At 62.9% G+C, this 25,684-nt stretch carries 23 protein-coding genes; 5 read left to right on the top strand and 18 right to left on the bottom strand.

The features are described 5' to 3' along the window. Nucleotides 1-145 precede the first annotated feature (145 nt). From HOC_RS14080 to groES, 5 genes are all read right to left on the bottom strand, one after another. Nucleotides 146-1,504 (bottom strand): PepSY-associated TM helix domain-containing protein, encoded by a 1,359-nt coding sequence (locus tag HOC_RS14080; protein WP_084146338.1) that lies wholly within the window; start codon nt 1,502-1,504, stop codon nt 146-148. 4 nt (nt 1,505-1,508) lie between these two features. Beyond that, on the bottom strand, nt 1,509-3,515 hold the full coding sequence (locus HOC_RS14085) for a TonB-dependent receptor family protein (protein WP_035539669.1): 2,007 nt from the start codon (nt 3,513-3,515) through the stop codon (nt 1,509-1,511). A 69-nt stretch (nt 3,516-3,584) separates the two neighbouring features. Beyond that, nucleotides 3,585-4,031: a hypothetical protein gene (locus HOC_RS14090; RefSeq protein WP_035539671.1), complete on the bottom strand. Its 447-nt coding sequence runs from the start codon at nt 4,029-4,031 to the stop codon at nt 3,585-3,587. Between the two features lie 116 nt (nt 4,032-4,147). Then, nucleotides 4,148-5,791, bottom strand: a complete 1,644-nt coding sequence (gene groL, locus HOC_RS14095) for a chaperonin GroEL (protein ID WP_035539673.1) — start codon at nt 5,789-5,791, stop codon at nt 4,148-4,150. Between the two features lie 58 nt (nt 5,792-5,849). Next, the gene (gene groES / locus HOC_RS14100; RefSeq protein WP_035539675.1) at nt 5,850-6,143 is read right to left on the bottom strand and encodes a co-chaperone GroES; all 294 of its coding nucleotides are present in this window, start codon (nt 6,141-6,143) and stop codon (nt 5,850-5,852) included. A 212-nt stretch (nt 6,144-6,355) separates the two neighbouring features. Between groES and HOC_RS21370 the strand changes: the two genes are divergently transcribed. The 3 genes from HOC_RS21370 (at nt 6,356) to HOC_RS14115 (ending at nt 9,973) form a co-directional block, all read left to right on the top strand. Then, nucleotides 6,356-7,537, top strand: a complete 1,182-nt coding sequence (locus tag HOC_RS21370; protein WP_051624910.1) for a DUF3137 domain-containing protein — start codon at nt 6,356-6,358, stop codon at nt 7,535-7,537. Between the two features lie 144 nt (nt 7,538-7,681). Further along, complete coding sequence (locus tag HOC_RS14110) at nt 7,682-9,211, top strand: M20/M25/M40 family metallo-hydrolase (RefSeq protein WP_035539676.1); 1,530 nt, start codon at nt 7,682-7,684, stop codon at nt 9,209-9,211. Nucleotides 9,212-9,301: 90 nt separating this feature from the next. Next, complete coding sequence (locus HOC_RS14115) at nt 9,302-9,973, top strand: hypothetical protein (RefSeq protein WP_035539679.1); 672 nt, start codon at nt 9,302-9,304, stop codon at nt 9,971-9,973. Between the two features lie 3 nt (nt 9,974-9,976). Here HOC_RS14115 and HOC_RS14120 read toward each other — a convergent pair whose 3' ends face one another. From HOC_RS14120 to HOC_RS21375, 6 genes are read right to left on the bottom strand one after another with little or no spacing between them, the layout of a single operon-like run. Then, nucleotides 9,977-10,927 (bottom strand): RDD family protein, encoded by a 951-nt coding sequence (locus HOC_RS14120; RefSeq protein ID WP_241767034.1) that lies wholly within the window; start codon nt 10,925-10,927, stop codon nt 9,977-9,979. After that, nucleotides 10,924-11,928, bottom strand: a complete 1,005-nt coding sequence (locus tag HOC_RS14125) for a stage II sporulation protein M (RefSeq protein ID WP_035539682.1) — start codon at nt 11,926-11,928, stop codon at nt 10,924-10,926. The genes HOC_RS14120 and HOC_RS14125 overlap by 4 nt, the downstream gene beginning before the upstream one ends. Next, nucleotides 11,925-13,238, bottom strand: coding sequence for a DUF58 domain-containing protein (locus tag HOC_RS14130; RefSeq protein WP_035539684.1), 1,314 nt, complete (start codon nt 13,236-13,238; stop codon nt 11,925-11,927). Before HOC_RS14130 ends, HOC_RS14125 begins: the two co-directional genes overlap by 4 nt. Then, on the bottom strand, nt 13,235-14,191 hold the full coding sequence (locus HOC_RS14135) for an AAA family ATPase (RefSeq protein WP_035539685.1): 957 nt from the start codon (nt 14,189-14,191) through the stop codon (nt 13,235-13,237). Before HOC_RS14135 ends, HOC_RS14130 begins: the two co-directional genes overlap by 4 nt. Beyond that, nucleotides 14,178-15,398, bottom strand: coding sequence for a DUF4350 domain-containing protein (locus HOC_RS14140; RefSeq protein WP_035539687.1), 1,221 nt, complete (start codon nt 15,396-15,398; stop codon nt 14,178-14,180). The genes HOC_RS14135 and HOC_RS14140 overlap by 14 nt, the downstream gene beginning before the upstream one ends. Further along, the gene (locus HOC_RS21375) at nt 15,395-16,222 is read right to left on the bottom strand and encodes a hypothetical protein (protein WP_156950495.1); all 828 of its coding nucleotides are present in this window, start codon (nt 16,220-16,222) and stop codon (nt 15,395-15,397) included. Before HOC_RS21375 ends, HOC_RS14140 begins: the two co-directional genes overlap by 4 nt. A gap of 143 nt (nt 16,223-16,365) precedes the next feature. Here HOC_RS21375 and HOC_RS14150 point away from each other — a divergent pair, with 143 nt between their 5' ends. Further along, a complete protein-coding gene (locus HOC_RS14150) occupies nt 16,366-16,833 on the top strand; it encodes a GAF domain-containing protein (RefSeq protein ID WP_084146339.1) in 468 nt (155 codons plus the stop codon). Here HOC_RS14150 and HOC_RS14155 read toward each other — a convergent pair. The 6 genes from HOC_RS14155 to HOC_RS14180 all read right to left on the bottom strand — a co-directional run bounded on the left by HOC_RS14155 (nt 16,798) and on the right by HOC_RS14180 (nt 24,105). Continuing rightward, the gene (locus HOC_RS14155; protein WP_035539691.1) at nt 16,798-18,582 is read right to left on the bottom strand and encodes a carboxylesterase/lipase family protein; all 1,785 of its coding nucleotides are present in this window, start codon (nt 18,580-18,582) and stop codon (nt 16,798-16,800) included. The two genes, HOC_RS14150 and HOC_RS14155, sit on opposite strands and share 36 nt — an antisense overlap. Nucleotides 18,583-18,653: 71 nt before the next feature. Continuing rightward, a complete protein-coding gene (locus tag HOC_RS14160) occupies nt 18,654-19,763 on the bottom strand; it encodes a cystathionine gamma-lyase (RefSeq protein WP_035539693.1) in 1,110 nt (369 codons plus the stop codon). Next, complete coding sequence (locus tag HOC_RS14165) at nt 19,756-20,739, bottom strand: glutathione S-transferase family protein (protein WP_035539696.1); 984 nt, start codon at nt 20,737-20,739, stop codon at nt 19,756-19,758. Before HOC_RS14165 ends, HOC_RS14160 begins: the two co-directional genes overlap by 8 nt. Continuing rightward, the gene (locus tag HOC_RS14170; protein WP_035539698.1) at nt 20,736-21,158 is read right to left on the bottom strand and encodes a DUF1330 domain-containing protein; all 423 of its coding nucleotides are present in this window, start codon (nt 21,156-21,158) and stop codon (nt 20,736-20,738) included. The genes HOC_RS14165 and HOC_RS14170 overlap by 4 nt, the downstream gene beginning before the upstream one ends. Before the next feature lie 24 nt (nt 21,159-21,182). Continuing rightward, a complete protein-coding gene (locus tag HOC_RS14175; RefSeq protein WP_051624912.1) occupies nt 21,183-21,743 on the bottom strand; it encodes an NUDIX hydrolase in 561 nt (186 codons plus the stop codon). Between the two features lie 91 nt (nt 21,744-21,834). Next, nucleotides 21,835-24,105, bottom strand: coding sequence for a S9 family peptidase (locus HOC_RS14180; protein ID WP_035539700.1), 2,271 nt, complete (start codon nt 24,103-24,105; stop codon nt 21,835-21,837). A gap of 148 nt (nt 24,106-24,253) precedes the next feature. Between HOC_RS14180 and HOC_RS14185 the strand changes: the two genes are divergently transcribed. After that, the gene (locus tag HOC_RS14185) at nt 24,254-24,889 is read left to right on the top strand and encodes a tetratricopeptide repeat protein (RefSeq protein ID WP_051624913.1); all 636 of its coding nucleotides are present in this window, start codon (nt 24,254-24,256) and stop codon (nt 24,887-24,889) included. Here the strand turns inward: HOC_RS14185 and HOC_RS14190 are convergent. Continuing rightward, complete coding sequence (locus tag HOC_RS14190) at nt 24,886-25,635, bottom strand: hypothetical protein (protein WP_035539701.1); 750 nt, start codon at nt 25,633-25,635, stop codon at nt 24,886-24,888. The two genes, HOC_RS14185 and HOC_RS14190, sit on opposite strands and share 4 nt — an antisense overlap. Nucleotides 25,636-25,684: the final 49 nt, after the last annotated feature.

Here is a 25,684-nt window from a genome sequence, read left to right on the forward strand (position 1 = left end):
TCCGCGACTCTGCGGAAGGGATGATCTGTGCTGCTGATTTGGTCAGCTACGACCTCTAGGTGACGATCACGTGACAGTTAGCTTACAAGTAACTGTCGCCACAATTTATTGTCCGTTCCGTCACAAAAGCTCCCGTGATCGGGCTTCAACGTTTCGTGCTCACCGCGCGCCACGCCGTATCCAGAACAAGTGCGGCAAACAGTGTCACACCCGCCATCGGCAGGAGTAATGCAAGGCAGACAATCAGTACAATGACGCCCGCTGCGATCCGCCGGTCCTCCGGCATGGGCGGCACGCCGATCTGGCCCTGCGGTTTCCGCTTCCACCACATCACGCCGCCTGTCACGCTCAGCATCACCACGCCCAGGGCGGCGATCACGCCTAGCACCTGGTTCGGCCAGCCAAACAGCGCGCCCTCATGGAAAGCGACGCCGTAGGCCACCGTCTGGTCAGCCACGTTCTGGTCGGCAAAACGGATGCGCATTACCTCGTCGCCGCTCCACTTGTCATAATGCACGGTCTCGTAGCGTGGCCGGAACTGCGGCATCGCCCGCACTGTCCACACGCCATTCTCTCCGCGCGGCGGCTGGATGTTCACCGGCGCCCAAAGGCCCTGCGGCACCACCTTGTCCACCACGTCCTGCAGCGAAATCCCGGCCGCCGCCATCTCGCCCATCTCGGCAATCATGGCATTCTCGTCCGCGTCGCTGCCGGTCTTCCAGAGGGCCGCACCGCCCATGTCGTGGCCCGCATGCGGATCACCGGACTGCAACGTCACGAACCATTCCTGCCCCGGCGTCTTCAGCCCCGCGAGCGCCTTCGCCCGCGTGAAGCCCGCGCCCCACACCTGCGTCCACGGCAGGCCCGACAGCAGCATGACCAGCACCAGCACGCCGATCCATGCGCCCGTCGCGCCATGCAGCTTCTTCCACACATCCCGCCGCCCAACGCGTACCGAAAAGTCCGGCACGAACACGCGCCACCACGCCACGCCGCGCGGCCACCACAGATACAGGCCCGTCACGATCAGGATGATCGTCCAAGACGCCATCGTCTCCACCACCAGCGAGCCGCGATTGCCGCCCAGCAGTGTGCCATGGATGCGCGATACGAATGTCATGATACGCGCATCGGATTTCACATCATGCAGGATGGCGCCCGTATGCGTGTCGAGCCAGATATAGCGCGCCGGGCCGTCACCCACGATCTCCGCTTCCGCGGTCAGGTCGTCCGGTCCGTCCGGCAACACATAGCGTTTGAGAACATAGCCCTTATGGGCAGCGAGCGCATTCGCGACCAGCGTGTCGGCCGGCACAATGGTGCCCGCCTCCCGTGACGCCGTCGCATTGATCCCCGCTTCAATCGCGGCCTCCACCTGCGGCTTGAACAGGTAGGCCGACCCCGTGAGGGCCAGGATCACAACGAATGGGATCACCACCAGACCGGCGATGAAATGCCAGCGCCACACACGGTGCTGAAGTCCTGATCGGAACGCACTCGCCATGGTCCTAGAACCTCGCCCGAATGCCGCCGAACACTGCCCGGCGCTCTACAGGATAGTAGATTGCCGACGCATCGGTCGCCGTGATCGCCGCGCTGGCATCGCCAATGGCTTTCTCGTCGGCCAGGTTCCTTGCATCAAGGAACAGGTCCATGCGGTCATTCACGCTCCAGCTGGCTGTTGCGCCCAGCAACACATAGCCGTCGACCTTCTTCGTGTTGTTATAGTCGGCATAGGGTCCCTCGGGCACCCATTCCACGCTCGGCGCCACGTGCAGCCGTTCCGTCCCGATGCGCAGCTCGGCGCGGTAGACATGCTCTGGCACAACCGGCAGCTGGTTGTCGCCATATTGCACGTCGCCATCAAACCTGAAGTCTGAATAGGTGTACACCTGCCGCAGGCGCAGCCAGTCGTTCAGCTGCAGCGACAGCCCGGCCTCAATGCCCTGGTGGATCGTCTGGTCGCTATTGAAGGTCGATGCGGGGATTTCAGCATTCACTGTGTACTGAAGAAGTTCCCCGTCGATCTCCGAGCGATAGGCGGTCACATCCCATTCCGCGATGCCGTGGTGGCCGCGCGTGCCGGCTTCCATCGTCCATGCGGTCTGCTTCTCAACCGGAACGAAACCCGCCACTTGCGCCAGTTCGGCATAGCCAGGGAACTCGGCAGACTTGCTGTAATTGCCATAGACCTGAATGTCTGGCGTCGCTTGATAAAGCGCCCCGAATTTCGGCGAGAAGGCATTGAATTCCTTTTCGCCCTTTATGCCGGTCGCGCCACCCGAGAACAGGTTGAATTTCTCGAACTGTTCGCGCTTGCCATTGGCATAGATGCCGCCGCCGATCAGCGTCAGCCTGTCGGTCGCATGATAGCGCACTTCGGAATAGACATTGCTCGTATAGGCCTTCTGGTCGGCATCGAAGCTCAGCATGCCGCTCGCGCCATTATTGTTGATATAGCGCTGGTAATCGACATCGCCGAAGCGGGCCTCGCCGCCAATCGTGGCTTCCCACCTGTCGCCCGCCCAGTCCCAGCGCGCAAAGGCGCCGCGGTCCTGCGTGTCCTGCTCGATCACCTGAAAGATCGGGTGGTGCAGCGACTTGTCATTCATGAACACGCCGACCTTCAACTCGCTGTTGTCGAAGGCAATCACCGTCTGGTTCTGCAGACGGACAGACTCGATATCGCGGCCCTGGTCGCCGACGAAGTTGCCGGTCTTCGGATCGGTAAGCGCAACCGCTTCGGTCAGTGCGCCCGGCAATTCCTGGTTCAGCTGGTTCACGCTGGCATAGAAGCGCGTCGTGATCCGGTCCGTCACCGCATAGCCCACATTGCCATTGAAACGCACGGACTCGCGCTTGGCGTGGTCGCGGTCACCGTCGGACGTATCGGTGCTGATCGCGCCCCACGCATCCAGCCGGTCACCCGCCATGCCGCCTGAAACCAGCAGGCGCGCCGTATCATTGCTGCCCACATCCGCCCGCACATACACGCCCGGCGCTGTCCGGCCCGTCGGCGTCACGCCATTGATCGCCCCGCCCAGCGTGCCCGAGCCAAAACGCAACGCGTTCGATCCCCGGAACACTTCGAGATGGTCGAAGAAGATCGGCTCCAGTTCCTGGAAGTCGCCATTGTCATCGGCCAGGTTGATCGGCACGCCGTCCTGCAACAGCGTCAGGCCGCGCATGTGATAGCCCCGGCTCAGGCCCGATCCGCGAATGGAAATCCGTACTTCCTGCCCATAGCGTGGCTGCGTGTAGACGCCCGGCGAGAAGGCCAGCGTGTCGCGCAGCGAGACGAGGAACCGGTCAGCATATGCGTCATGCGACACGACTTCCGCGCCGCCGGCCGTCTTCGCCACCAGCGCTTCGGCTTCCAGCGTGCTGGCATTGGAGGTCACGATGATCGTGTCCTGATAGAGCGTTGCATCATCCGCAGCAGCAAATGGCGCACAGCCGAGCATGGCACTCAGCGCGATGAGGCTCACATGGGAGCCCGATTTGAGATGTTTCATTGAAAGGTATTTTCTCTTCTGGCGCGGCCATGGGCGCGCGCTTGGTCTGGCAGGATTAAAGGCTCAGTGTCAGCTGAAGAGAGGGGGGCCGCGTGCGGGCAGGGGGGCGGTAATGACGCGCGATGCAGGCGGTGCCCGCAGTGGCGGCAGCATGCGGTCATTGTCACGGCGCATTGCAGGCACATCGAACACATGGCCCGAATCCGCCTGCACCATGATCGAGGCGACCGCAAACGGACACGGCGCCATATGGCCCGGGTCGCCATGGTCGCCATCAGGCGCGCTATCGGAAGGCGTGTCTGGCTGCGCGTCGCCATGCAGGCCGGTCACCTTGCGGCTCACCGGATCCAGCACAACGGTCCGCCCGGAGCACAGCTCGATCGTGAAGCCGGTGCCTGCCTCGGCGGGGGCAATCATCCAGCCGGTCGGCACAGCGGCGCGCACCAGCAGCGCCACCAGCATCAGGGTGGCGACCGCCCGGAACATGGAAAGACGAGAGAGCAGGCCCTTGCGCATGCGGCTCCCTTAGCCAGCCGGCATGAAACCGGCAATTGCGATAGTGTCGCACATAGCAAAACGGCCCTCCGTTTCCGGAGGGCCGTCTGTTCGTTTCGGTAGGCTTGGGGCCTGGACTAGAAGCCCATGCCGCCCATGCCGCCCATGTCAGGCATGCCGCCACCGCCGCCGCCCGAATCTTTCTTCGGTGCTTCGGAGATCGAGCATTCCGTCGTGATCAGCAGCGCTGCGACCGAAGCTGCGTTCTGCAGGGCAGAGCGGACAACTTTAACCGGGTCGATGACGCCCATGGCAACCAGGTCGCCATATTCTTCAGTCTGGGCGTTGAAGCCGTACGAGCGCGACTTGTTCTGCAGGATCGCGTTGACCACGACCGAACCTTCGACGCCTGCGTTTTCGACGATCTGACGAAGCGGAGCTTCCAGTGCCTTGCGGACGATGTCGATGCCGGCTTTCTCGTCATCATTCAGGCCAACGACCTGGATGTTTTTCGAGGCGCGCAGCAGGGCCACGCCACCGCCGGGAACAATGCCTTCTTCAACAGCTGCGCGCGTAGCGTTCAGCGCGTCGTCGACACGGTCTTTCTTCTCTTTCACTTCGACTTCGGTCGCACCGCCAACCTTGATCACGGCAACACCGCCAGCCAGTTTGGCCAGGCGCTCTTGCAGTTTCTCACGGTCATAGTCGGAAGACGTATCTTCGATTTGCGCGCGGATCTGCGAAACGCGTGCTTCGATGTCTTTCTTCTTGCCAGCGCCATCAACGATGGTCGTGTCGTCTTTCGTGATCGACACGCGCTTGGCTTTGCCGAGCATTTCCATGCCGACGTTCTCAAGCTTGATGCCGAGGTCTTCGGAGATGACCTGGCCGCCTGTGAGGACAGCGATGTCCTGCAGCATGGCTTTACGACGATCGCCGAAGCCCGGTGCTTTGACAGCAGCGATTTTCAGGCCGCCGCGCAGCTTGTTCACGACCAGCGTGGCAAGTGCTTCGCCGTCGACGTCTTCAGCGATGATCAGCAGCGGCTTCTGCGACTGAACAACAGCTTCGAGGATCGGCAGCATTGGCTGGAGCGAGGAAAGCTTCGACTCGTGAAGCAGGATGAGGACATCTTCGAGTTCGACGTTCATCTTGTCAGCATTGGTCACGAAGTAAGGCGACAGGTAGCCGCGGTCGAACTGCATGCCTTCGACGACATCAAGTTCGGTTTCGAGCGACTTGGCTTCTTCAACCGTGATGACGCCTTCGTTGCCGACTTTCGCCATGGCTTCAGCAATCATCGCGCCGACTTCCGTGTCACCGTTTGCGGAGATCGTGCCGACTTGGGCGATCTCTTCGTTGGTTTTCACTTTCTTGGAGCTGTGTGCGAGGTCGCGAACGACTTCCGCAGCGGCTTTCTCGATACCGCGCTTCAGGTCCATTGGGTTCATGCCAGCGGCAACGCGCTTCATGCCTTCGCGAACGATGGCCTGTGCGAGAACCGTGGCCGTCGTCGTGCCGTCGCCGGCAACGTCGTTGGCCTTGGAAGCGACTTCGCGCAGCATTTGTGCGCCCATGTTTTCCAGCTTGTCTTCAAGCTCGATTTCTTTAGCGACGGTGACGCCGTCCTTCGTGGTGCGCGGTGCGCCGAAGGATTTTTCGATGACGACGTTGCGGCCTTTAGGGCCGAGCGTGACTTTCACGGCGTTAGCCAGCGTGTCGACGCCTTTGAGCATCTTTTCGCGGGCGTCGGAGCCGAAAACTACATTTTTGGCAGCCATAGTGAGTTACCTCTTTGAATGGTTTGGAATTTCAGGAGATCGCAGCAGGGGCGGGAGCCTATTTGGCGTCCAGCACGCCCATGATGTCGCTCTCTTTCATGATCAGCAGCTCTTCGCCTTCGACCGTGACTTCGGTACCGGACCATTTGCCGAACAGGACACGGTCTTTCGCTTTCACGTCGAGCGGGATGCGCTTGCCGTTATCATCAAGAAGGCCTGCGCCAACGGCGACAACGACGCCTTCCTGTGGTTTTTCCTTGGCGGTGTCGGGAATGATGATCCCGCCTTTGGATTTCTCTTCTTCCTTGACGCGGCGCACGACAACGCGGTCGTGGAGGGGACGAAGTTTCATATTGAGCCTCTCGCTTTTCTACGTAGGTTCGGGGTTGAATCTGGGGCGTTGGCTCAGGAACGGAGGGCACTGTTAGCACTCACCCGTTCCGACTGCTAACGCTGCAGCGGAAGTAGGAGGGCCGGAGGCGCACGTCAACGGGCCAACCGTGAATTTTTTGCTCAAACAGGGCGTGCAGATGCTATAAAAACAGGCATCTAGAGGGGCAGGGCATGGTTAAACTCGCATATGATGCTTCGGGCCAGCCCGTTAAAGTGCCTGCACTGGAAGCGATTGCGCTCACACGGCCCGAATTCTTCTCCGGTCCGCGCATCTGGGGCGAAACCCTCGCGCCCGCCCTTCAGGCCCGCGAGGCCGACCGGCGCACGACCGTCAAAAAGGCCTGGCGCAAGACCATCATCGCCGGTTTGCTCCCCATGCTCCTGCTGCTGGTCCTGTCGGTGCCATACCCGTTCCTGTTCGGCGGCTGGCCCATCGTGCTCTTCTTCGGCTCCGGCATTTCCGTCGTCCTCGTCGCCGGGCTCGACTGGCTCAAGGTCTACCATATGAAGGCCACCACGAAGGAACTCGTCCTCGGCGCCGCCTGCCAATGCTTCGACTTCACCTACGAAACCCTCTCGCCCGATGTCTCCCGCATCACCGACCTGAAAAGCTTCGTCGCCGTCGGCCGCGCCTACCAGAAGAAATACGGCACGCCGGGCGCCAAGACGGCGAAGAAGCGCAAACGCGGCGCGCAAACGCGCGTCACCACGCCCTTCGGCAGCGCCAGCTTCGGCAGTTCCAATGCCTCCGGCCCGGACTGCCCAACCCCCGCTTACGACATACTCGAAAGCGCCAGCCTCCTGCCGGGCCACGATTCCCGCGCCTTCGAAGACCTCATCAAGGGCACGCGCGCCGGCGCCGACTTCGCCCTCGTCGAATGCCGCCTCGAAACCAGCGGCGACAATGGCGGCACCGTCTTCCAGGGTCTCCTGTTCCACGTCCAGTATCCCGAACGCTTCCTCGGCCGCACGCTCCTCGCCCGGTCGCGCTGGTGGAAACGCGGCAAGGCCTCGAAAGACCTCAACAAGGTCCGCCTCATCTCCGCCGAACTCGACAAGGCCTTCACCGTCTATTCCAATGATCAGGTCGAAGCCCGCATCCTGCTCACGCCCGACCGCCTCGAACGCCTCATCGCGCTGGAGCGCCATTTCTCCGGCGGCAAGCTGCGCGGTGTGTTCGAGGACGGCCACATGACGCTCGCCCTCGAAGCCCCCAACCAGTTCGAGGCCGGCTCCATCTTCAAACCCCTCGTCGACCCCGCCCGCTTCGCCACCGCCCTCATCGAACTCGGCCTCGTCTGCGACGTCATCGATGGCTTCCTCACGCGCGACTGGGTGCAGGACAAACTGTAGGAAACAGGGCAGGTTCGCGCCCGCTGCCACGTCTGCAGGCAACACGCTGCGATATTCCCGAACGCCGCGCCATATCGCTTGCCGTGCCGCGTGGCCCGCTGATTAGGTGATCCCTGTTTTCCCTAATCAGACAGGTCTGCCCGCATGCGTCTTCTTCCCCGTCCATTCCTCGCCGCGCTCGCCCTCCTGTCCTGCCTCGCCCAGCCCGCCCTCGCAGACACGCCCGTCGAAACCGCCACAAAGGACAGCCTCAAGGAATGGGTCGCCTTCCTGCGCCTGCCCAACATCACCAAGCGCTCCACAGCGGAAATCCGCGCCAATGCCGACTGGATCGAGGATGCCTTCCAGCGCTACGGCTACACCGCCCAGCAACTCGAAGACGGCGAAACACCCATGGTCTATGCCGCGTGGCCGACCCAGTCGCCGGGTCGCAAGACCGTCCTCTTCTATGCCCACATGGATGGCCAGGCCGTGAAGCCCGAAGAATGGGACCAGGAGAGCCCGTTCTCCCCCGTCCTCAAAACAATGGCGGACGGCGCGTGGACAGACTTGCCCCTCGACCGCCTCCTGAACGGAGAGTCCGATCCCGACGACCGCCTTTTCGCCCGCTCCGCCGCTGACGACAAGGCGCCCATCATGATGTTGCTCGCCGCCATGAACGCCCTGAAAGCGGAAGGCCGCGGACCCGCCATCAATATCAAGATCCTGCTCGACTCCCATGAAGAGGGCGGCCCGCCCACGCTCAAGGATGTCGTCAAACGCAACGCCGACCTGCTCGCCGCCGATGCCGTCATCATGCTCGATGGGCCCATGCACATCTCCAACCGCCCCACCGTGGTCTACGGCCACCGGGGCGGCGCTGGCTTCGAACTCACCGTCTTCGGCGCCCGCACCGAGCTTCACTCCGGCCACTATGGTAATTACTCGCCCAACCCCGCCCAGCTGCTTGCCGCACTCCTCGCCACGTTCAAGGATGAATGCGGCCGCGTTACGGTCGCGGGCTTCTATGACGGCGTCGTTTTTGATGATGAGACCAAAGCCGCCTTCGCCTCGGTGCCCGATGATGAAGCCGCCATCAATGCTCGCCTCGGCATTGCCCAGCCCGATTGCGTCGGCCTCTCCTATCAGGAGGCGATCAACTATCCCTCGTTCAATATTGCGGGCCTCAAGGCCGCTGATGTTGGCGCCAACCGCCGCACGATCATTCCCGAATATGCCACCGCCGCCATCGGCATGCGCACCGTGCCTGCTACGCCGCCCGAGCGCCTCATCGCACTCGTGCGCACCCATATCGAGGCGCAGGGCTACCATCTGGTCGACGGCGAACCGACCGAAGAGGAACGCATGAAATATCCCCGCCTCGCCTCCATGAAGGGTGGCGGCGGCGGCAAGGCCCTGCAAACGCCGCTCGGCGCCCCCGTCGGCAAGTGGATCACGGCCTCTCTGAAAGAGACATTCAACGCCGAGCCCGTCCGTATACCGCTCATGGGTGGCTCCGTCCCCACGTCCGGCCTCCTGTCGCTTGACGCGCCCATCATGCTCCTGCCGCTGGTCAATGCCGACAATAACCAGCACGCCGCCAACGAGAACATGCGCGTCGGCAACTACTATGACGGCGTCCGCGCCCTCCACGGCCTTTTCCTCACGCCCTTCGAGACTATTCCTGCGGACTAGTCAGGCCACATCGCCCGGCAGGGCAGGGAAGAGGGGGAGGAAAGAGGGCGCTCTCTCCACCCCCTTCAAAACCATGCCTACAATGCCTCCATGTTTCCGCTCGATGATCAGGATATGGACATTGTGGCGCCCGAGAGCTGGCTGCGCCTCGGCTCGATCGTGGCCATGGCCCTTGCCTTCTTCGGTGAAGCCCTCGACGTCCTGCCACGCGGCCTTGCCGCGAAAGTGTTGGCAGTCCTCAAACCCGGTGAAGCCATGGCCCGGCGTCTCCTCTACCTGATTGCACCTGAAATGTCCGTGCCTCTTATGAAAGCCGGCCCCTCCGGCCACGCGGTTAACGCTCCCACTCACCCATCTCCCGTGTCCCCTGCGCAGGCAGGAGCGGCATCCCGGAAGGCCACATTCCGCTTCACAGAACCCCTCGGCTCCGCACCGAAACCCCAAGGCCCCCGCATCCGCTTCCTCGACGGCCCGCCGCTTCCCCCCAGGCCGCAACGCCCCCCGCGCGCGCCGCAGTCCGGTGCAAGGCTTCTGGCCCGCATCATGGCCCTGCGGGATGTCATCAATCATCCCGACGCCCACGCCAAACGTCTTGCCCGCTGGCTCGCCCGGCGCCGCGCTGCGGGCGCCACGCGCCCCGTGCCCTTCAATTTCGACAATGTTCCGGGCCTCAACCGCCAGCGCCTCGACCCTGACCTGCGCGCCGACGCCGAATTTCTCAACGCCGCCGCCCACTACAAGGCACACGCCCCGCCAGGCTAGCCCCTATCGCCCCATGTCAAACTTGTCGGTCTTCCGCTCGCCCAGCAACATGCGCTGTTCGAGGCGTTTGCGCAGGGCGGCATAATAGGCCTCCAGGAAAGCGAGGTCCGTCTCGCCCGCCGTCCGTGCCCAGCCGATCTTGTCGCGGATTCGCCCGGCCACCTGCTGTTTGATTTCAGGCGTGGACTGGCGCAGCACATCCTCCAGGACATGCAGCTCATGAATGCCATAGGCATCCGCCTGCGCCGGCGTGAAGGCAAAGCGCGCGCCCTGTTCCGGCGTCATGATGGCCGAGGTGATGTCGCTCATCAGCTGCGCCTTGGGCGACTTGATCACCCATGTTCCGGCCAGCAGGTCGCCCACCCGCATCTTGTCCCTGTTGAACACCGGGAAGAACAGGAACACGCAGGACCAGCAAAGCCCGAACAGTGCCATCCATCCGCCGACCTGGTCGCCGCCCAGTCCCATGAAAACGAATTGCAGCGGCAGGCCCAGCTCCACCTCCCGCATGAAATTGCGCGCGAGCACGGCATCCGCCGTCAGCCGCCCGCCATCGCGTGTCGCCACCCTCAGGCCAAGCGCCCGCTTGCCCGGCGTCGCCGCCTTCCGGCCGATCTCGAAGAAGATGTAATAGAAGTTCCGCACGAAAAAGTAGAACACCATCCAGAAGGCAAAGGCGAAATTCGCCTGCTCCATGCCCATCGCGCCCATGGTGAAAATCATGCCCAACAGCACGCCGATCACGATGGCCCACTGGATCGCTACGTCGATGGCAAAGGCCCCGGCGCGCTCGGCCACACTGGCCAGCTTCAGCTTTATCTCAGCGCCTTCCGGCGTCACCAGCGTGCGCGTCATCTTGCCCACGCGCATCTGCTCGGCCATGCGCGCCCGGCGGCGTTGGGCCGCCTCCATGCTGATGCCCGGACGACCGGGAGGAACAGCAGTGTTCGTCATGTGTCACGCCCCGCACGCGGCAGGTAGAAATAGGCGCACCAGAGGAACAGGCTCACGCCCGCAATCGTGTAGCGCGCCACGTCGGAATTGATCAGCTGCCGCCCGAAACCTTCCAGCAGCGCCGCAATCACCAGCATGATCACACAGCCCATCGCGATGGTTGCCGCCTTTTGTCCCGCGGCCCGCGCCGAGTCCATCCGGGTCATCCGCCCCGGAAAGGCCACCGCCCCGCCAATCACAAAACCGGCCGCGCCCGCCAGCGTGATCGCGAACAGTTCCGTCACGCCATGGATCATCAGCCAGCCGGTAAACTCGAAGCCGAGGCCCTTCTGCCAGAACACGGCATAGAGCGACCCGATTGTAACGCCATTGTATAGCAGCAGCCACGCCGTCGGCAGGCCGAAGGCAAAGCCGAGTGCAAAGGCGAACAGCGAAACCCGCGCATTATTGTTGAACAGGAATCCCGAAAACGCGGCCAGGTCACTCTGCCCGTGATCGTTCGGATCGGTATAGATGGTCGAGCGCAAATATTCGACCGTCGCATCCGGGTTGCGCCCGTCGAACAGGCTTTCATTATGGAAGGTCCAGAACCAGTCCATATCCTGCATGCACAGGAAGAAGGCGAGCGCGATGCCGCCAAAGAAAAACAGGAAGGCTAGCAAGGTGGGCCCAACCGCGCCGCTCACCGCCTGTGGCCAGCCACGCCGCAGGAAGTCCATGATGCGCTCGCCCAGCGTCGTGCGCGCGCCGTAGACAAAGAAATAGGCCCGCGTGCACAGGCTCTCCAGATAGGTGATGACGTTCTGGTCCAGCGAGATCGACCGCGCCACGGACAGCGAACTCACCGCCTGCCGGTACAGCCGGGGCAGGGCCGTCATGTCTTCGTCGCTCAGCGCGTTGACGCCGCTATTCTCGGCCCGCGTCAGGATCAGGTCCAGCTTGCGCCAGTCGGCTTCGCGCTCCTCGCGGAAGCGATAGGATTTCAGCGTATCGCCTCTCACAGCATGTCCCTCTGCTTGATCTGCAGGTAGCGCGAAATCAGCGCGCCACCAAAGGCTTCCGGTTTCGTCTCGATGATCTGCACGCCCATCCGCTGCAGACGCCGGAACACGACGTCCCGCTCGGCCAGTAGCCCGTCTGCGATCACCGCGCGCGTCACGTCCTCTGTGGTTTCCGGCGGTGCATCCACCATGCCCGACAGGGCTTCGTCCTCGAAGGTCGCGAACAGCACCAGGTGCCGGTCCGTCAGCCGTTTTACATTTTCCAGCATCAGCTCGGCCGAGATCGTATCGACGAAATCAGAGAAGATGATGACAAGGCTGCGCCGCTCCAGCCGGCTCGCCAGCGTGGAAAGGGCCAGCGTGTAATTGGTTTCCTGCGTCGAATATTCGAGGCCTGCCGCCATGCCCTGCGCCTTGGGAAAGCCGCGTGGCCCGCTCAGGAACCCGGTCGTCAGGCCGGGCCGGGAATCGAAGCCATAGAACATGGTCCGGTCGCCCTGGCGCAGCGAGACATAGGACAGCAGCAGGCCCGCATTGATTGCCCGGTCGATCTTCGGAACCCCGCCCAGCGGCTCGCTCATCAGCCGCCCGGTATCGAAGGCGAAGACGATATTGTGGTTGCGCTCGGTGCGGAACTCCTTGGCGAGCAGGTTTCGGTGCCGCGCCGAATGTTTCCAGTCGATGGCCCGCCGGTCCATGCCGCTGGAAAATTCGCGCAGCGCATCAAACTCGCTTCCGTCGCCGCGCTCGATCTGCGTCTTGATGCCAAAGGCTGCGTCGCGCGAGAACAGGCGGATCGCCTCGTCCTTCACCCAGCGAATGTTCGGCGTCACAGGAATATCCCGGTCCAGTTCGAGTATGTGCCGCTTCTGGATGAGGCCCAGCGGCCCCTGCCACCGGCTCCACAGGCGCACCAGTTTCGCCATGCCGCGGCGCTTCGGCGTCAGGTCAAACTCATAGGGCCGCTCATTGCCCTCCCAGCCACGCAGGCCCTTGGCGGGAATGTCTTCCAGCAGCTCATTCATCTCCAGCTTCACCTGCACCCGGCGCGGCAGCGGCCCCCCGTTGAAGCGCAACACCAGTGGCAGCGGATCGCTCCCGCCGACATAGAGCAGCGGTGGTATCTCCAGCTCAGGCGCATAGGCGCGCAGCGAGGCGCCCATCATTGCGTCCAGCAGGATCAGCGCCCCCACGCCCACAATCCAGCCCGCCGACACGATCCACAGCGCAGGCGCCATCAATGCGATGGCCAGCATCAGCGGTACGCCGAGCAGCATCAGGAAGATCGCGCGGGGCGTCGGCGAAATCACCGGGGCGCCGCCGTCTGTTCGATAATGCCCGCCAGCGTTTCGTCGGTCGTCTTGCCCTCGATCTCGGCGCCGGGTGACAGCAGGATCCGGTGGCGAAGTGCGGGCAAGGCCAGCGTCTTCACATCATCCGGGATCACGAAGTCACGTCCGTCAATCGCCGCACGCGCCCGTGCTGCCGTGGCCAACGCCGCCGCCGCGCGCGGGCTCGCGCCTGTCTCCAGCGCCGGTGTCTCCCGCGTCGCCCGGATCAGGTCGACAATATAGGAGATGATATCATCCTTCAGCTTGACCCCGGCGACCGTATCCACGGCCGTGTCCAGCTCCGCCGCGCTGATGGCGGACTCGATGCCGAACGAGGCTGGCGTGTTCATGCCGGTGCGCGTGCCGTGCTGCGCGACGATGGCGAACTCTTCCTCACGGCTCGGATAGGCCAGCGTATGTTTGAACAGGAAACGGTCCAGCTGCGCTTCGGGCAGGGGATAGGTGCCCTGCTGCTCGATCGGGTTCTGCGTCGCGATCACGGTGAAGCGTGGGTTCAGCGGATAGGCGTCGCCGTCGATCGTCACCTTGCGCTCCTGCATCGCCTCCAGCAGCGCGGCCTGCGTCTTTGGCGGCGTCCGGTTGATCTCGTCGGCCAGCAGCAGGTCTGTAAAGATCGGCCCCTTGGTCAGGCTGAATTCATTGGTCTGGAAATTGAACAGGTTCGTGCCCAGAACATCCCCCGGCATAAGGTCCGGCGTGAACTGGATGCGGCCAAAGTCCAGCGAGATCGCCTTGGCAAAGCATTGCGCCAGCAGCGTCTTCGCCGTTCCGGGCGGCCCTTCCAGCAGCACATGTCCGGACGAGAACAGCGCCGTCAGCAATATGTCGACCGTCGTGTCCTGGCCAACCACGGCCTTGCGTACCTCGCCGCGGATCTTCGCCGCCAGGTCCTTGATGTCACTTACGTTCATGTGTGCCTCTCCTGAGAATGTCGCGTCGCCAGCGATAGAGTTCGCGGGCCTTTGTCATCAGTTCCTCGCGGTTGGCGGAGGGATTTCTGAGGCCCGCCTCCATTTGCGAGAACCGCTTGCCGGATTGTTCTTCGGGACCGAGCCGGTCGAACAGGTCCGACAGCTGTGCCTCGGTCATTGTCTTCGGTGCGGCGATCTCGCGCGCAACGCGCCGCCGCATCATGGCGAGGTATCCCGGCGCCATCCGCGTTTCACGATGCGACATGGTGAAAAGCCCGGCTGAATTGTCCACCAATGCCTGCTTGCCCAGCGCGATAACGCGGCCATCCCGCACGGTCGGGCCAAAGCGAACGAGTGCCGCCCATCCGAGCAGGAAGGCCGCTGCCAGCGCCGCCAGCGTCGCGCCGACATAGGGAATATCGAACATCATCTGCATCAGGTTTTCCGAGCGGACGAAGCCGTGCAGCGTCGCATCGAAGATGATCGGCTCGGCTTCGTCATAGCGAATCCAGTCCATCAGCTGCACGGCGAAAAGCGCATTCTCCCGTTCGGCCAGGCCGAACGTGTTCAGCATGTCGGGGTCGGCGAGAATGTAGATGTCCTCGTCAGCCATCTTGCCCAGAAGGATGCCATCCTCGGTGCCGGCAATCTCGACCAGCGTGTCTGACTTGATCACCTGCATCTTCACGTCGGGCTTCAGCTTCATGTCGCCAAACGGAGTCTCGGTCAGGCGCGGCACATCGATCCGCCCGATCTCGCCCGTCACATTCAGCTTGCCCAGCAGGTCGTTCACGGCGCTGGCATCGGTGAACTTGGTATCGCGCTGGCGCTTGGTGTTGAACGGGTCGGTCTCGCCGTTCCATTTGGGCAGAACGACCAGCGTCGTCGGTTGCATGACTGTATTCTCAAGATCGCCAGCGCCCCGTGCGGGCAGAGTCAGCACCATCACGCCCCAGTCACGATTGCTCAGTCGACTTTCCAGCCGCGAGACTTCCACCGGATAGCCCTGCGCCTCCAGCAGCTGGACGATGCCATTATAGCCTATGGCAGAGGTCGAGAAGGGATGGTCGCCCGCATGGTTGCGATCCCGCAGCTCCGGCGACCAGCCAGCCAGCACCATCACCGCGCCGAACGAGACAATCGCAATTGTCAGCATGATCGCCACGGTCCGCGCCGCGAAGGGAGAGCCGGTATTCGTCTCGCTCATGCCCAGCCCTCACCGAAGGCGAAATGCTCATAGGATTCGCGCGCCGTCTTCCAGCCTGCCGCGTCCACGTCACGTCCGCCAAAGAAGCTGTGCTCCACAATCTGGATGATCGGGCCAAGGCCGCGCTTCGCCCGCTCCGGCAGGTGACGCAGGCTGCCAATCTCCCGCGCCGTCAGCGAGCGCGGGACGCCGCCTTCAAGGCGCTGCTGGATGTCGTTGATCGAGCGGAAAAGCAGCAGGTGCACGGCCTCGGCAAACTTGCCAGCCCTAGCCAGCGCATCGGCCTCTTCCAGCAGGGTCAGCGCCTCCTGCGTGTCGGGCCGCAGGTCAGGCAGCACATCATCCGGATTGTCCACCTTTCCCTTGCCGTCACGGCCAAAGCGCACGCGGAGCGCCTCGCCAAACAGGAAATAGAGCACGCCGACAATAACCAGTGCCAATGCAATCCAGAAGACCACCTGCAAGAGTGGCCCGAGGTTCCCGATAAATCTGAAGATCGCCTGCAGCCAGCGTGGCGGCGGCTTGGGTGGCTTGAAGTCCTTGGGCGGCGCATCATATTCCGGCCGCTTCAGCTGCAGGTCCGTTTTCTTCAGATAGGCCGCATGGGCCTGATCCAGCGCCTCAAGGTCGGTCTGCGGGCCGTAATCGTCGTCTTCATCATAGACATAAGTGTCGTCATCATAGGTGTCGACGCTGTCATCGTGCAGGCCGTCCGTCGCGGGGGAGGGTGTCATTTTCGGCAGCGTGTTTTGCGCCAGTCCCACGGGCGAGGCCATCGCGACGCAAAGCGCGAGCAAGGCTCCCATCCGGACCGGAATGCGCACGTGTCGACCCTCCTGCTTCAGGCACCCCGTTTGCCTGCGCGTCTGGCAGACTATTCCAGAGGTTGCGCGCCGCTTCAACGACCTATTGCCCTATCGGGCCATCCACCCGATATAGCCGCTCCACGGCAAGGATGAGGCGGAATATGGACAAGGCAGAACACTATCGCGAGTTGAAGGCCGAAATCGACAGCGTCGTGGCTGGCGAAACCTCAATTACGGCGCGCTATGCCACGGCGGCCTGCATCCTGGCCCAGGCCATGGCGCCGCGTTTCTTCTGGACGGGTTTCTATGTGGTTGACCCGCTGAAGGAGGCTGAACTCGTGGTCGGGCCCTATCAGGGCACGCTCGGCTGCCTGCGAATTCCCTTCGGCCGGGGCGTCTGCGGTCATGTCGCGGCCACAGGCGAACCCATCATCGTGCCGGACGTGCACGCCTTCCCGGGTCACATCGCATGCGATTCGGCCTCGAATTCGGAAATCGTCGTCCCGGTCTTTGATGCCGAGGGCAAACTGGCGGCGGTTCTGGATGTGGATTCAACCTTGCTCGACGCGTTCGATGATGTGGATCAGGCAGGTCTAGTTGCTATCTGCAACAGCCTCCTCATCGCCTGACACCACGGCCAGCGGGTCAACGTTCAGCGCCATGTCGCGCGGGGCCACAACTTCGGTCACCATGTCGATCCGCTCGTTGAGCTTTTCTTCAAGGATATCAAGCTTGCGGGCGCGCAATTCGCGGTGCGGCGCCAGCGGATAGTGCAGCTCCATCCACGTATCCGTTTCGGACGTGTAGGGCGGCCATACCGGCACGCCATTGCTGTTCGGATTGCCCGTCTTCGCGAAATTGGTCCAATAGGTCACCATCGTCTCGGACAGTTTCTCGTCGCTATGCGTGACAGGCAGAAGCGGGAAGGGCTTGCCGAAAACGAACGGCACTTCGGCGGCATGGTAGGCGCCAAGTGTCTGGTGTTTGGAGGGCGGCACGCGCGAGAAAATATACATCCAGGTCGGTTGGCCCTTATCGGCATTATGCTTGCCGAGGAAGCGCATGTGCACGCCGAACGTATCATCGCCCAGCATGTCCACCGCGCCCTTGTCCCAGGTCTCCAGGCTCTCCATGCCATAAAGCGACTGCAGCGCCTTGGCCGGATTGGCGCCGAACACATCGGCCAGCATCTCTTCGCGTTCGTCCAGTGTGCCCGTCATCGGGCCCGCCAACAGGGTCGGCGACCGGATGCCATCATAGAACAGTGTGCCTTCATCGGCATTGTAGCCTGCCAGCATCGGCAGGTGGGGGACTTCGCCATCACGGATGGCCTTGCCGATCATTTCCGGCAGCACCTTGCCGTCAACGACGGGAAGGAAATAGTCGCCGAGGTCGCCCCGCACCTTCGCGCGCGAGATGATCGCAGCCGCCGGAATTGCGCGCAGCTCAGCAGCGGTCGCGGCAGGCGGCGCAAGGGTCGACAGGAATTCCGTGCCCACATCCTCGGCGCTGCGCACGCTGGCCAGTGGGGATTTCGACAGGTGGATGGCATTGCCGCTGCTTGATCCGCTTTCGAGGATCACCTTGTCGAACAGGCCGGCCGACATCGGAGAGGCCATGAGTTCACTCACCGATCCGGCGCCGGCGCTCTCGCCGAACACGGTCACGTTTTCAGGGTCGCCGCCAAAGCTTGCAATGTTCTGGCGCACCCATTTGAGCGCGGCCATCTGGTCCAGCAGGCCGTAATTGCCGGACGTGCCGTCGACTTCCGTCAGCGCCGGATGGGCGAGATAGCCGAGGGCGCCGAGACGGTAATTGATCGTGACCAGAACGACGCCTTTTTCGACAAGGCCGTTCGCCTGATAGAAGCTGGAGGAGCCCGAGCCCGCCTTGTGTGCGCCGCCATGGATCCAGACCATGACAGGAGCCGGCGCTGCGCCGCTCATGTTGCCCGTGCGGACATTCACGAAGAGGCAGCTTTCGGATTCCTGCGGAGCGGGCTGTGCGGCGAGGTATTTCTCGGCCACGAACCGTTTCCACCAAGGCAGGCCATTGCCCTTCAGGATGTCATCGACAAAGCCGGTGAGGCTGTCACGGCCCTGCAGGCATTCGGGACCAAAGGTGCGGGAATCGCGGGGGATGGCGCCCCATTGCGGCGGTATATCCGGCGCGCTCCAGCGCTGCGCGGTGGCATAGGGCAGCCCATTATAGACCTGAATATCTGGGTTATCCTCGTCCACGCCGCCGATGATCACGCCTTGCGCAATGCGCAGCGGTTCGGTGCGCTCCAACGGCGCGGCCGGCTGGTTCAGTTTGAACCAGCCCCAGGCCACTCCGGCGACCAGAATAAAGAAGAGGACTATACTAAGACGTTTCATTGCGTGGTTCCCACCTGCAATTCGCAAGAACTATACCAGATTGAGAGCTATGTCACGATAACCGGTCCGTCTCAGGACAGTGTGTCGAGGGCCCGCGTCACGGCGGACACAAGATCAGCGGTCGGCTCAATACCCGCGGCGAAGCGGATGAAGCCCTCCGGCACGTCGTCGCCCCATCGGGCGCGGCGCTCCGCACTCGAATGGACGCCGCCGAAACTGGTGGCCGGAGAGAGCAGGTGGCAGTCTGCGATGAAGCGTTCGGCATTCGCCTTGTCGGCGAGTACGAAACTCACAATCGGCCCGAAACCGTTCATTTGCTTCAGCGCCACCTGGTGAAACGGGTCATTCCCCAATCCGGGGTAATGCACGGCATTCACGGCCACATGGCCCTGAACGGCCTCCGCCACGGCCAGCGCATTGGCGTTCATCCGGGCGAGGCGCACCTCCACGGTCGCGAGCCCCCGATGAAGCAGGAAGGCATCGAACGGGCTGACAATCGCCCCCGCCAGTCGCCGCCATGTCTTCACGCCCTCGAACAGTTTCGCGTCGCGCGTCGCCACATGGCCGCACAGCACGTCCGAATGGCCTGCCATGGCCTTGGTGTCCGACATGACGCTGAAATCGGCGCCAAGGTCGAGCGGTTGCTGGATCAGCGGCGATGCGGTCGTGTTGTCGACCATGACCAGCGCGCCCGCCGCTTTCGCGCGTTGGGCGGTTTTGGCGATGTCACACACAGCGAGGCCCGGATTGGACGGCGTCTCGATCAGCACCAGCTTGCAGCCCTTGAAATCCGCCTCGGCCATCTCCGCCGTCGGACAGGTGCGCATGGTCACGCCCATCGGCTCGAACTGGGTGCTCAGCAGGTTGCGCACATTGTAATAGCCATCGGACGGCACCAGAACCGTGTCGCCAGTCCGCAGCACGGAATAGAAAACCGAGGCAATCGCCGCCATGCCGGACGGGAAGCAGATCACGTCCGCCGCTTCCAGGATGCCGATTTCAGCCTCCACCGTTTCCACGGTCGGGTTGCCGTTGCGGCCATAGAAATGGCTGCCGTCCGGGTCACCGGGCAGGTGGAACGTGGATGAGGCATGGATCGGCAGCGCCACCGCCTCGCCCTTTGCAAGGTGCTCGGTGCGGTAATGCAGCAGCCGGCTGATCGGCGATGTTGTGTCAGTCAAGCAGGGAGGCTCCTTTGCCAATGGCGGCAGAAAGGGCTGCCTTGGCATCGCTGTCCAGTGCGGCCCATTCGCGCTTCAGGGCCTCAAGGCATTTTGCCTGATACTTGAACACGCCCTGCTCATAGCGCCCGCCTTCGACGGTCAGGCTGAACGTCTCCGCTCCCGCCGCCAGCGCCTCCACATTGGCCTGCAGGAAGGGCAGGTAGGTGTCGCCGCAAATCGCCAGCAGGTCCTTGACCGGGTCGCTGAGGCCGTCCGTCCAGCCGCCTTCGATGCCGCCCGCATCATCGGCATGGTCCAGCCAGCGATAGAGGTAAGGCGTCTCGGCGCGCAGCCACGCCATCGGCGTCGGGTCATAGGACATGACCTTCAGCTGCCCGTAAAAGCCGAGGTCCGCCAGCGACACCGCATCGCCGAACAGGAAGCGCGTCGGCCCCAGCGCCATGGCCTCGAGCGCCCGGTTCACCCGCTTCCAGCTCGCCTCGATCAGCGGCGCGGTTTCCGGCGTGCAGCCGACAAGCGCCATGCGCGAAATCTGCCGCGCGCGGATGCCCGCCGCCGTCTCTTCAACGGCTGCGCGCCCACCATTCGGCAGCGTGTCAAAGATCAGCCAGTTGGCGCACCATTCTGCGTCGTCCTCGTAGAACCAGCGATAGTGGAACATGGCCTTCATGAACCATTCGTCCGCCATGTCCTCCAGCAGCAGGCAGGCAAAACGCTGGGCCGGGTCCGGCGGCAGCAGGGAGCGGCCCTCGCTTTCGATTGATAGGAGGAACGGCGTGGAATCATTCGTCCACGTCCCATCAGGGCGCTTGATGACCGGGATGACCGGCGCCTTGACGTTCGGCATGATCTGCCCGCGTTCCTCGCCCGTCATGCCGGTCCATGTGTGAGGCAGGCGCTTCGCCCGCATCGCCGCGCGCACTTTCATCGAATAGGGCGAGCCGAGCGCGCCGTAGACTTCATAGCCGCTCATGTCTTCTCTCCATTCACCCAGCTCGGCCGCGTCACGATCAGCTCCTGGCAGAGCAGGCCTGCCTCGCGGTGGCGCGACATTGATTTGTAATCCTTGTGGTTCAGCGTGGCGATGAAGGCCTGCCGCGTCGGGAAGTGGTTCACCAGCACGCCGTCCCAGTCGCCCTGTCCGATGAAGTAGCGTTCGGTCGATGCCAGCAGCAGGGTCGAGCCGCCGACTTCTTTTGCGGCTTCCGTGAAGGCTTCGGAATAGCGCATATAGGCTGCCTCGCCGCTGATCGCCTCGCCATGTTCCGGATCGTCCGGCCCGTATTCCGCCTTCACGCGGAACTTGAGCAGGTTCACCTGCGCGACGGGCCCGTCATGGGGGTCATCTCGGAAGGCGCGGAACTGGTCGGCGGTGGGCTGGAAGGCTGGCATCTTGTTTCCTCGTGGTGATGGCCCTTAAGGGCGTTTGTCCGGATGCTTGCCGAAATAGCGCTCGGTGTAAAACAATGCCGCCGCGTGAAGGCCGTGCTGGGCGTCGAGGTCTTCATAGGCGAGAAATTCCTCATACGGCATTTCCAGCACTTCGATCTCCTCGTTCGGGTCGAGCGACTGCGCGTGCGTCTTTGTGCAGCCAGTGGCGAGGAAATAATGCACCTGATTGTTCTGCAGCGCCGGGTTCGCAAAGCAGGTCCCGACATGCACCATCTCGCGTGCGGTATAGCCGGTCTCCTCCTGCAGCTCGCGCCGCCCCGCCGATTCCTTGTCCGTCTCGCCCGGATCCATCACACCGCCCGGAACGCCGAGCAGCACGATGCCGCCCGCATGGCGATACTCGCGGATCAACACCACATTGCCTTCATCCGTTATGGGGATCAGCGTCACCCATTCGGTGAATTCCAGCACATGATAGGTCGGCACGACATGGCCGTCATCGCGCTCGCACCTGTCTGTGCGCACCGACAGGAACTTGTCCTTGAAGGTCTGGTGGCTCTCGAGTGTCGTCCAGGGTTTGATCATTGACTGCCTCATGTGAGCGCTCATCCTGAGCGACGTCGAAGGACGGGCGCGCGCGAGACGTGTGTTAGCCCGGCTCGCCCTTCGACGTCGCTCAGGGTGAGCCTTCGGGGATATTGGGTGACTTCAGGTGCCTGTTCAGGAACGCCATGCGCGTTCTCATCAGGTGCACCTGCAGTTTCTCGCCGCGAATGCCGTGGCGCTGGCCGGGATAGGTCATCAGCTCGAACGCCTTGCCCTTCTCCTGCAGCGCGGCCATCAGGCGGGTCGTGTTGTCGAAGGTGACATTGTCGTCGGCCATGCCGTGCATCAGCAGCAGGGGCGTTGTCAGATTGTCGACATAGGGGAAAACGCTGGAGGCCTCGTAGCCGTCCGGATTGTCTTCCGGCGTGTCCATGTAGCGCTCGGTATAGAACGTGTCATAGAGGCGCCAGTCGGTGACGGGCGCGCCGGCGGCGGCAGCGGCGAACGTGCCCTCCGGAGCCTGCAGCACCGTCATCAGCGTCATGTAGCCACCGTAGGACCAGCCCTGAATGGCGATGCGGCTCGCGTCCACGAAGGGCTGGCTTTTCAGCCAGTCGACGCCGACCAGCTGGTCGCGCACTTCCGGCCCGCCCGTGCGGCGATAGATGACGTCCTCGAACTGCTTGCCCCGGTTGGCCGAGCCGCGATTGTCCAGCCGGAAGAGGATGTATCCCTCACGCGCATAGAACTGGTCCGACACACGGGCCCATTCATTCACCACGGTCTGCACATGCGGCCCGCCATAGACTTCGACGATCACGGGATACTTTTTGGCGGGGTCAAAGCCCGGCGGCTTCAGGATGGAGTAATGGAGGTCCTGCCCGTCCTCGGCTTTCAGCGTCCCGAATTCCGGTTCGGAATGATTGGCAAGAAACGGCGCATAGGGATGGTTTTCGTCCAGCCGGTTTTCCTCGATCCACGCAATCAGCGACCCGTCGGCCCTGTACAGCCCGACCTGCGGCGGCTGGCCCGGCGAGGAGCTGGTGCCGACGAAGGACTTGCCGTCCGGCGCCATGGTGATCGCCCATGACTTGCCGGGTTCGGTGATGCGCGTGGGCGCGAGATCGACATCACGCGACAGGCGCTGGGCAGTGGTGCCGCCAAGCGCCGGAATTCCAGCCCGGTACAGGTGGCGTTCAAGGGGAGAATCCTTGAAGCCCGTGAAGTGGATATCCATGCGCGCGGCGCTGGCCATCTTCAACTCGTCGACCGTCCAGTCACCACCGATGTGACGGGGCGGCGCGCTGCCTGAAGCGGGAAGCAGGCAAATCTGACGATAACCAGTCGTTTCGTCGCTGAGCGCGCTGCCCCATCCGCCAAGGCTCTTGAAGTCTGTTGAGAGATTGATCCAGTTCGGCTGCCGGTCCAGGGTTCGATGGGAGGCCTCGTAGAGGCGCACGCCTTTTGACGGATGCTGGAAAGCCATGAATTGTACAAGATCGAGATCCGTCTGATCGCGGTTCACACGTTGTACGAAGAGCGTATCCTGCGCCCAGTTCACTCGCGCGAGATACTGGTCCGTCGCAGGCCCCCAATCATCTCTCCGCCATTTGATCTCGACAGTCTCCCCCGTCGCCATGTCGCGAACGAACAGGTCCACCACGGCATTTGGCCGTCCGGCGCGCGGATAGCGCTGTTCGATGACGCTGACCTTATCCGCCTCTATGTCGAAGCGTGGTATGATGTCGACCGTGGATTCGTCCACGCGCGTATAGGCGACATAGGGGTCGTCGGGGCTCCACCAGTAACCGGTGAAACGATGCATCTCTTCCTGTGCCACGAATTCGGCGACACCATACGAAATGGCCTTGTCCGGCTCGGCGGCGGGGGAGAGGCGGGTCTCCTCACCGCTGGGCAGGTCAATCGCGTAGAGTGTCCCGTCGCGCACAAAACTGGCATACCGCCCGCCCGGCGAGACCTTCGCATCCGTCTCGAAAGCGTCGTTCTCGGTCAGCTGGCGAACCTCAGGCGCCCCGTCGCCAAGCGTCACCAGGAACAGGTCGCCGCCCATCGGGACCAGCAGCGTATCCGCCGTGCCCCAATCGTAATCAACGATGCCTTTTGCGCCTGCAATCCGCTTGCGCTCGCGCGTGGCTTTCTCCATTTCGGAGAGTTCTGCTTCGACAGGTTGAAGCAGTTGCGAATCGATCAGGCGGCTCTGCAGGCCCGTTTTCACGTCAAACTGCCAGAGATCGAACCGGTCCTGTTCGTCCGGACGGCCTTTCAGGAAGGTCACGCGCTGGCCATCCGGCGAGAATTTTACTCCCCGTGGAGCCGGGCCTGACAGGGAAGGCGAGCCATACAGGCGTTCAATCGTCAGGACTGTAGGGGATTCAGGCAATGGTGCTCTCCGCGTGTTCTGTAGCGCACACTAGCGATCATCGGGCTTGTGTCATCCCGCAGCCCTGAAATCGCGCACAGATTGATAATTTGTGGCGAAACTGTGTTTCCTGTCTGGTCAGGTTGAAGACGTGAATTAAAGTACACCTATGGATGAGGGGAACGCCATCTACGAACACGCTCAGGCACTGCTCGCGGGCAGTGAGGGGGGCGAGTCGCTCGTGAAAGCGGCTGAGGCGATGCGTAAGGCGGCGAATGCCGGCCACGCAGCGGCGGCCAACAATTTCGGAACCATGCTCCATCACGGTCGGGGGGTCCACAAGGACCTCGCTGCGGCCCGTGCCTATTACCATCAGGCGGCCGAAACCGGCTTGCCCACGGCGCGCTTCAACCTGGGTTTCATGCTCGTGCGCGGCCTCGGCGGCGAGAAGGATTTGCCCCGCGCGCGCACCCTGTTCCTGCTGGCGGCAGAGGATGGCGAGGTCGACGCGATCACCCACCTTGGCGCCATGATGATGACTGCAACGGGCGGTGATCAGGATTTTGGCGCTGCCCGCGAATGGTGGACACGCGGCGCCCGGCTGGGCGACAGCCGCTGCGCCTTCAATCTTGGCATCGCCCATGCCGGCGGCCATTGGGGCGAGTCCGACTTCATCGCCGCATGGCACTGGTTCCGGGAAGCTGAGAGGCTCGGCAATGCCGGGGCAGTCGTAGAGCTTGAGCGGCTGGAAAGCGTCATGTCCGACGAGGAACACGCCGCCGCCAAGGCTTGCGCCGCGCGCTAGACCGGCCCGCGCTCATAGAGCCAGGCATAGCCGATCACGAAGGTCGACAAGGCGATGAACAGGTCGCCGCAAAGCGCAACACACGCGAACAGAAGGCTGCGCCACGCCCGGCCCATCTTGCTCACGGCCGCAGGCAGCCCCCGGAACACAGTCAGTGCATAGATCACACCTGTCAGCACAAGCGCCGGCATGAGTGTCCGCTCGAACAGGGCCACATCCAGCAGGGGGATGGCCACCGTCGACAGGACGCCCAGCAACAGGCCCGGCAGCAGGGCCGCGAAATAAAGGCGCAGCCGCACAGGTGCGCCGGTGCCTTTGCCCCAGATCCGCACCACAAGGGCCAGCAGCCCGTGAACGAAAAAATAGCTGAACGGGAACATGATCAGCCACAGGCCGAGATAGTCCTGGGTGAACGTGTCCATGTCGCCATAGCCGAGCACATTGGAATCGGTGAGCCCTGACTTCGTCATCTCGTGCAGCGCGCTATTCGCGCCGCCCCAGAGGAAGCGCAGGAAGACCATGGCGGCGATCAGCGTGAAGACCAGCCGGATCGACGGCGTATACTTGCCAAGCCAGTCCGCATCCCGCGCCGCCGCGAACACTTTGCGGGGCGTGGCGAGGATGGCCCACATCGAGGCCAGCGCCCGGACATTCAGGCCGAACAGGTCGTCCAGCAGCGCGTCCCAGCCGGACGCGCGGCTCATGTCGTCATCGGCCGGTCTGGCCTGTGTCACCGGTTCGCTCATAGCGGGACTCCTCAGTCCATTGGAGGCTATTTGCGCGTGAAATCAAGCA

It is taken from the genome of Hyphomonas oceanitis SCH89 (assembly GCF_000685295.1).
Lineage (GTDB): Bacteria > Pseudomonadota > Alphaproteobacteria > Caulobacterales > Hyphomonadaceae > Hyphomonas > Hyphomonas oceanitis.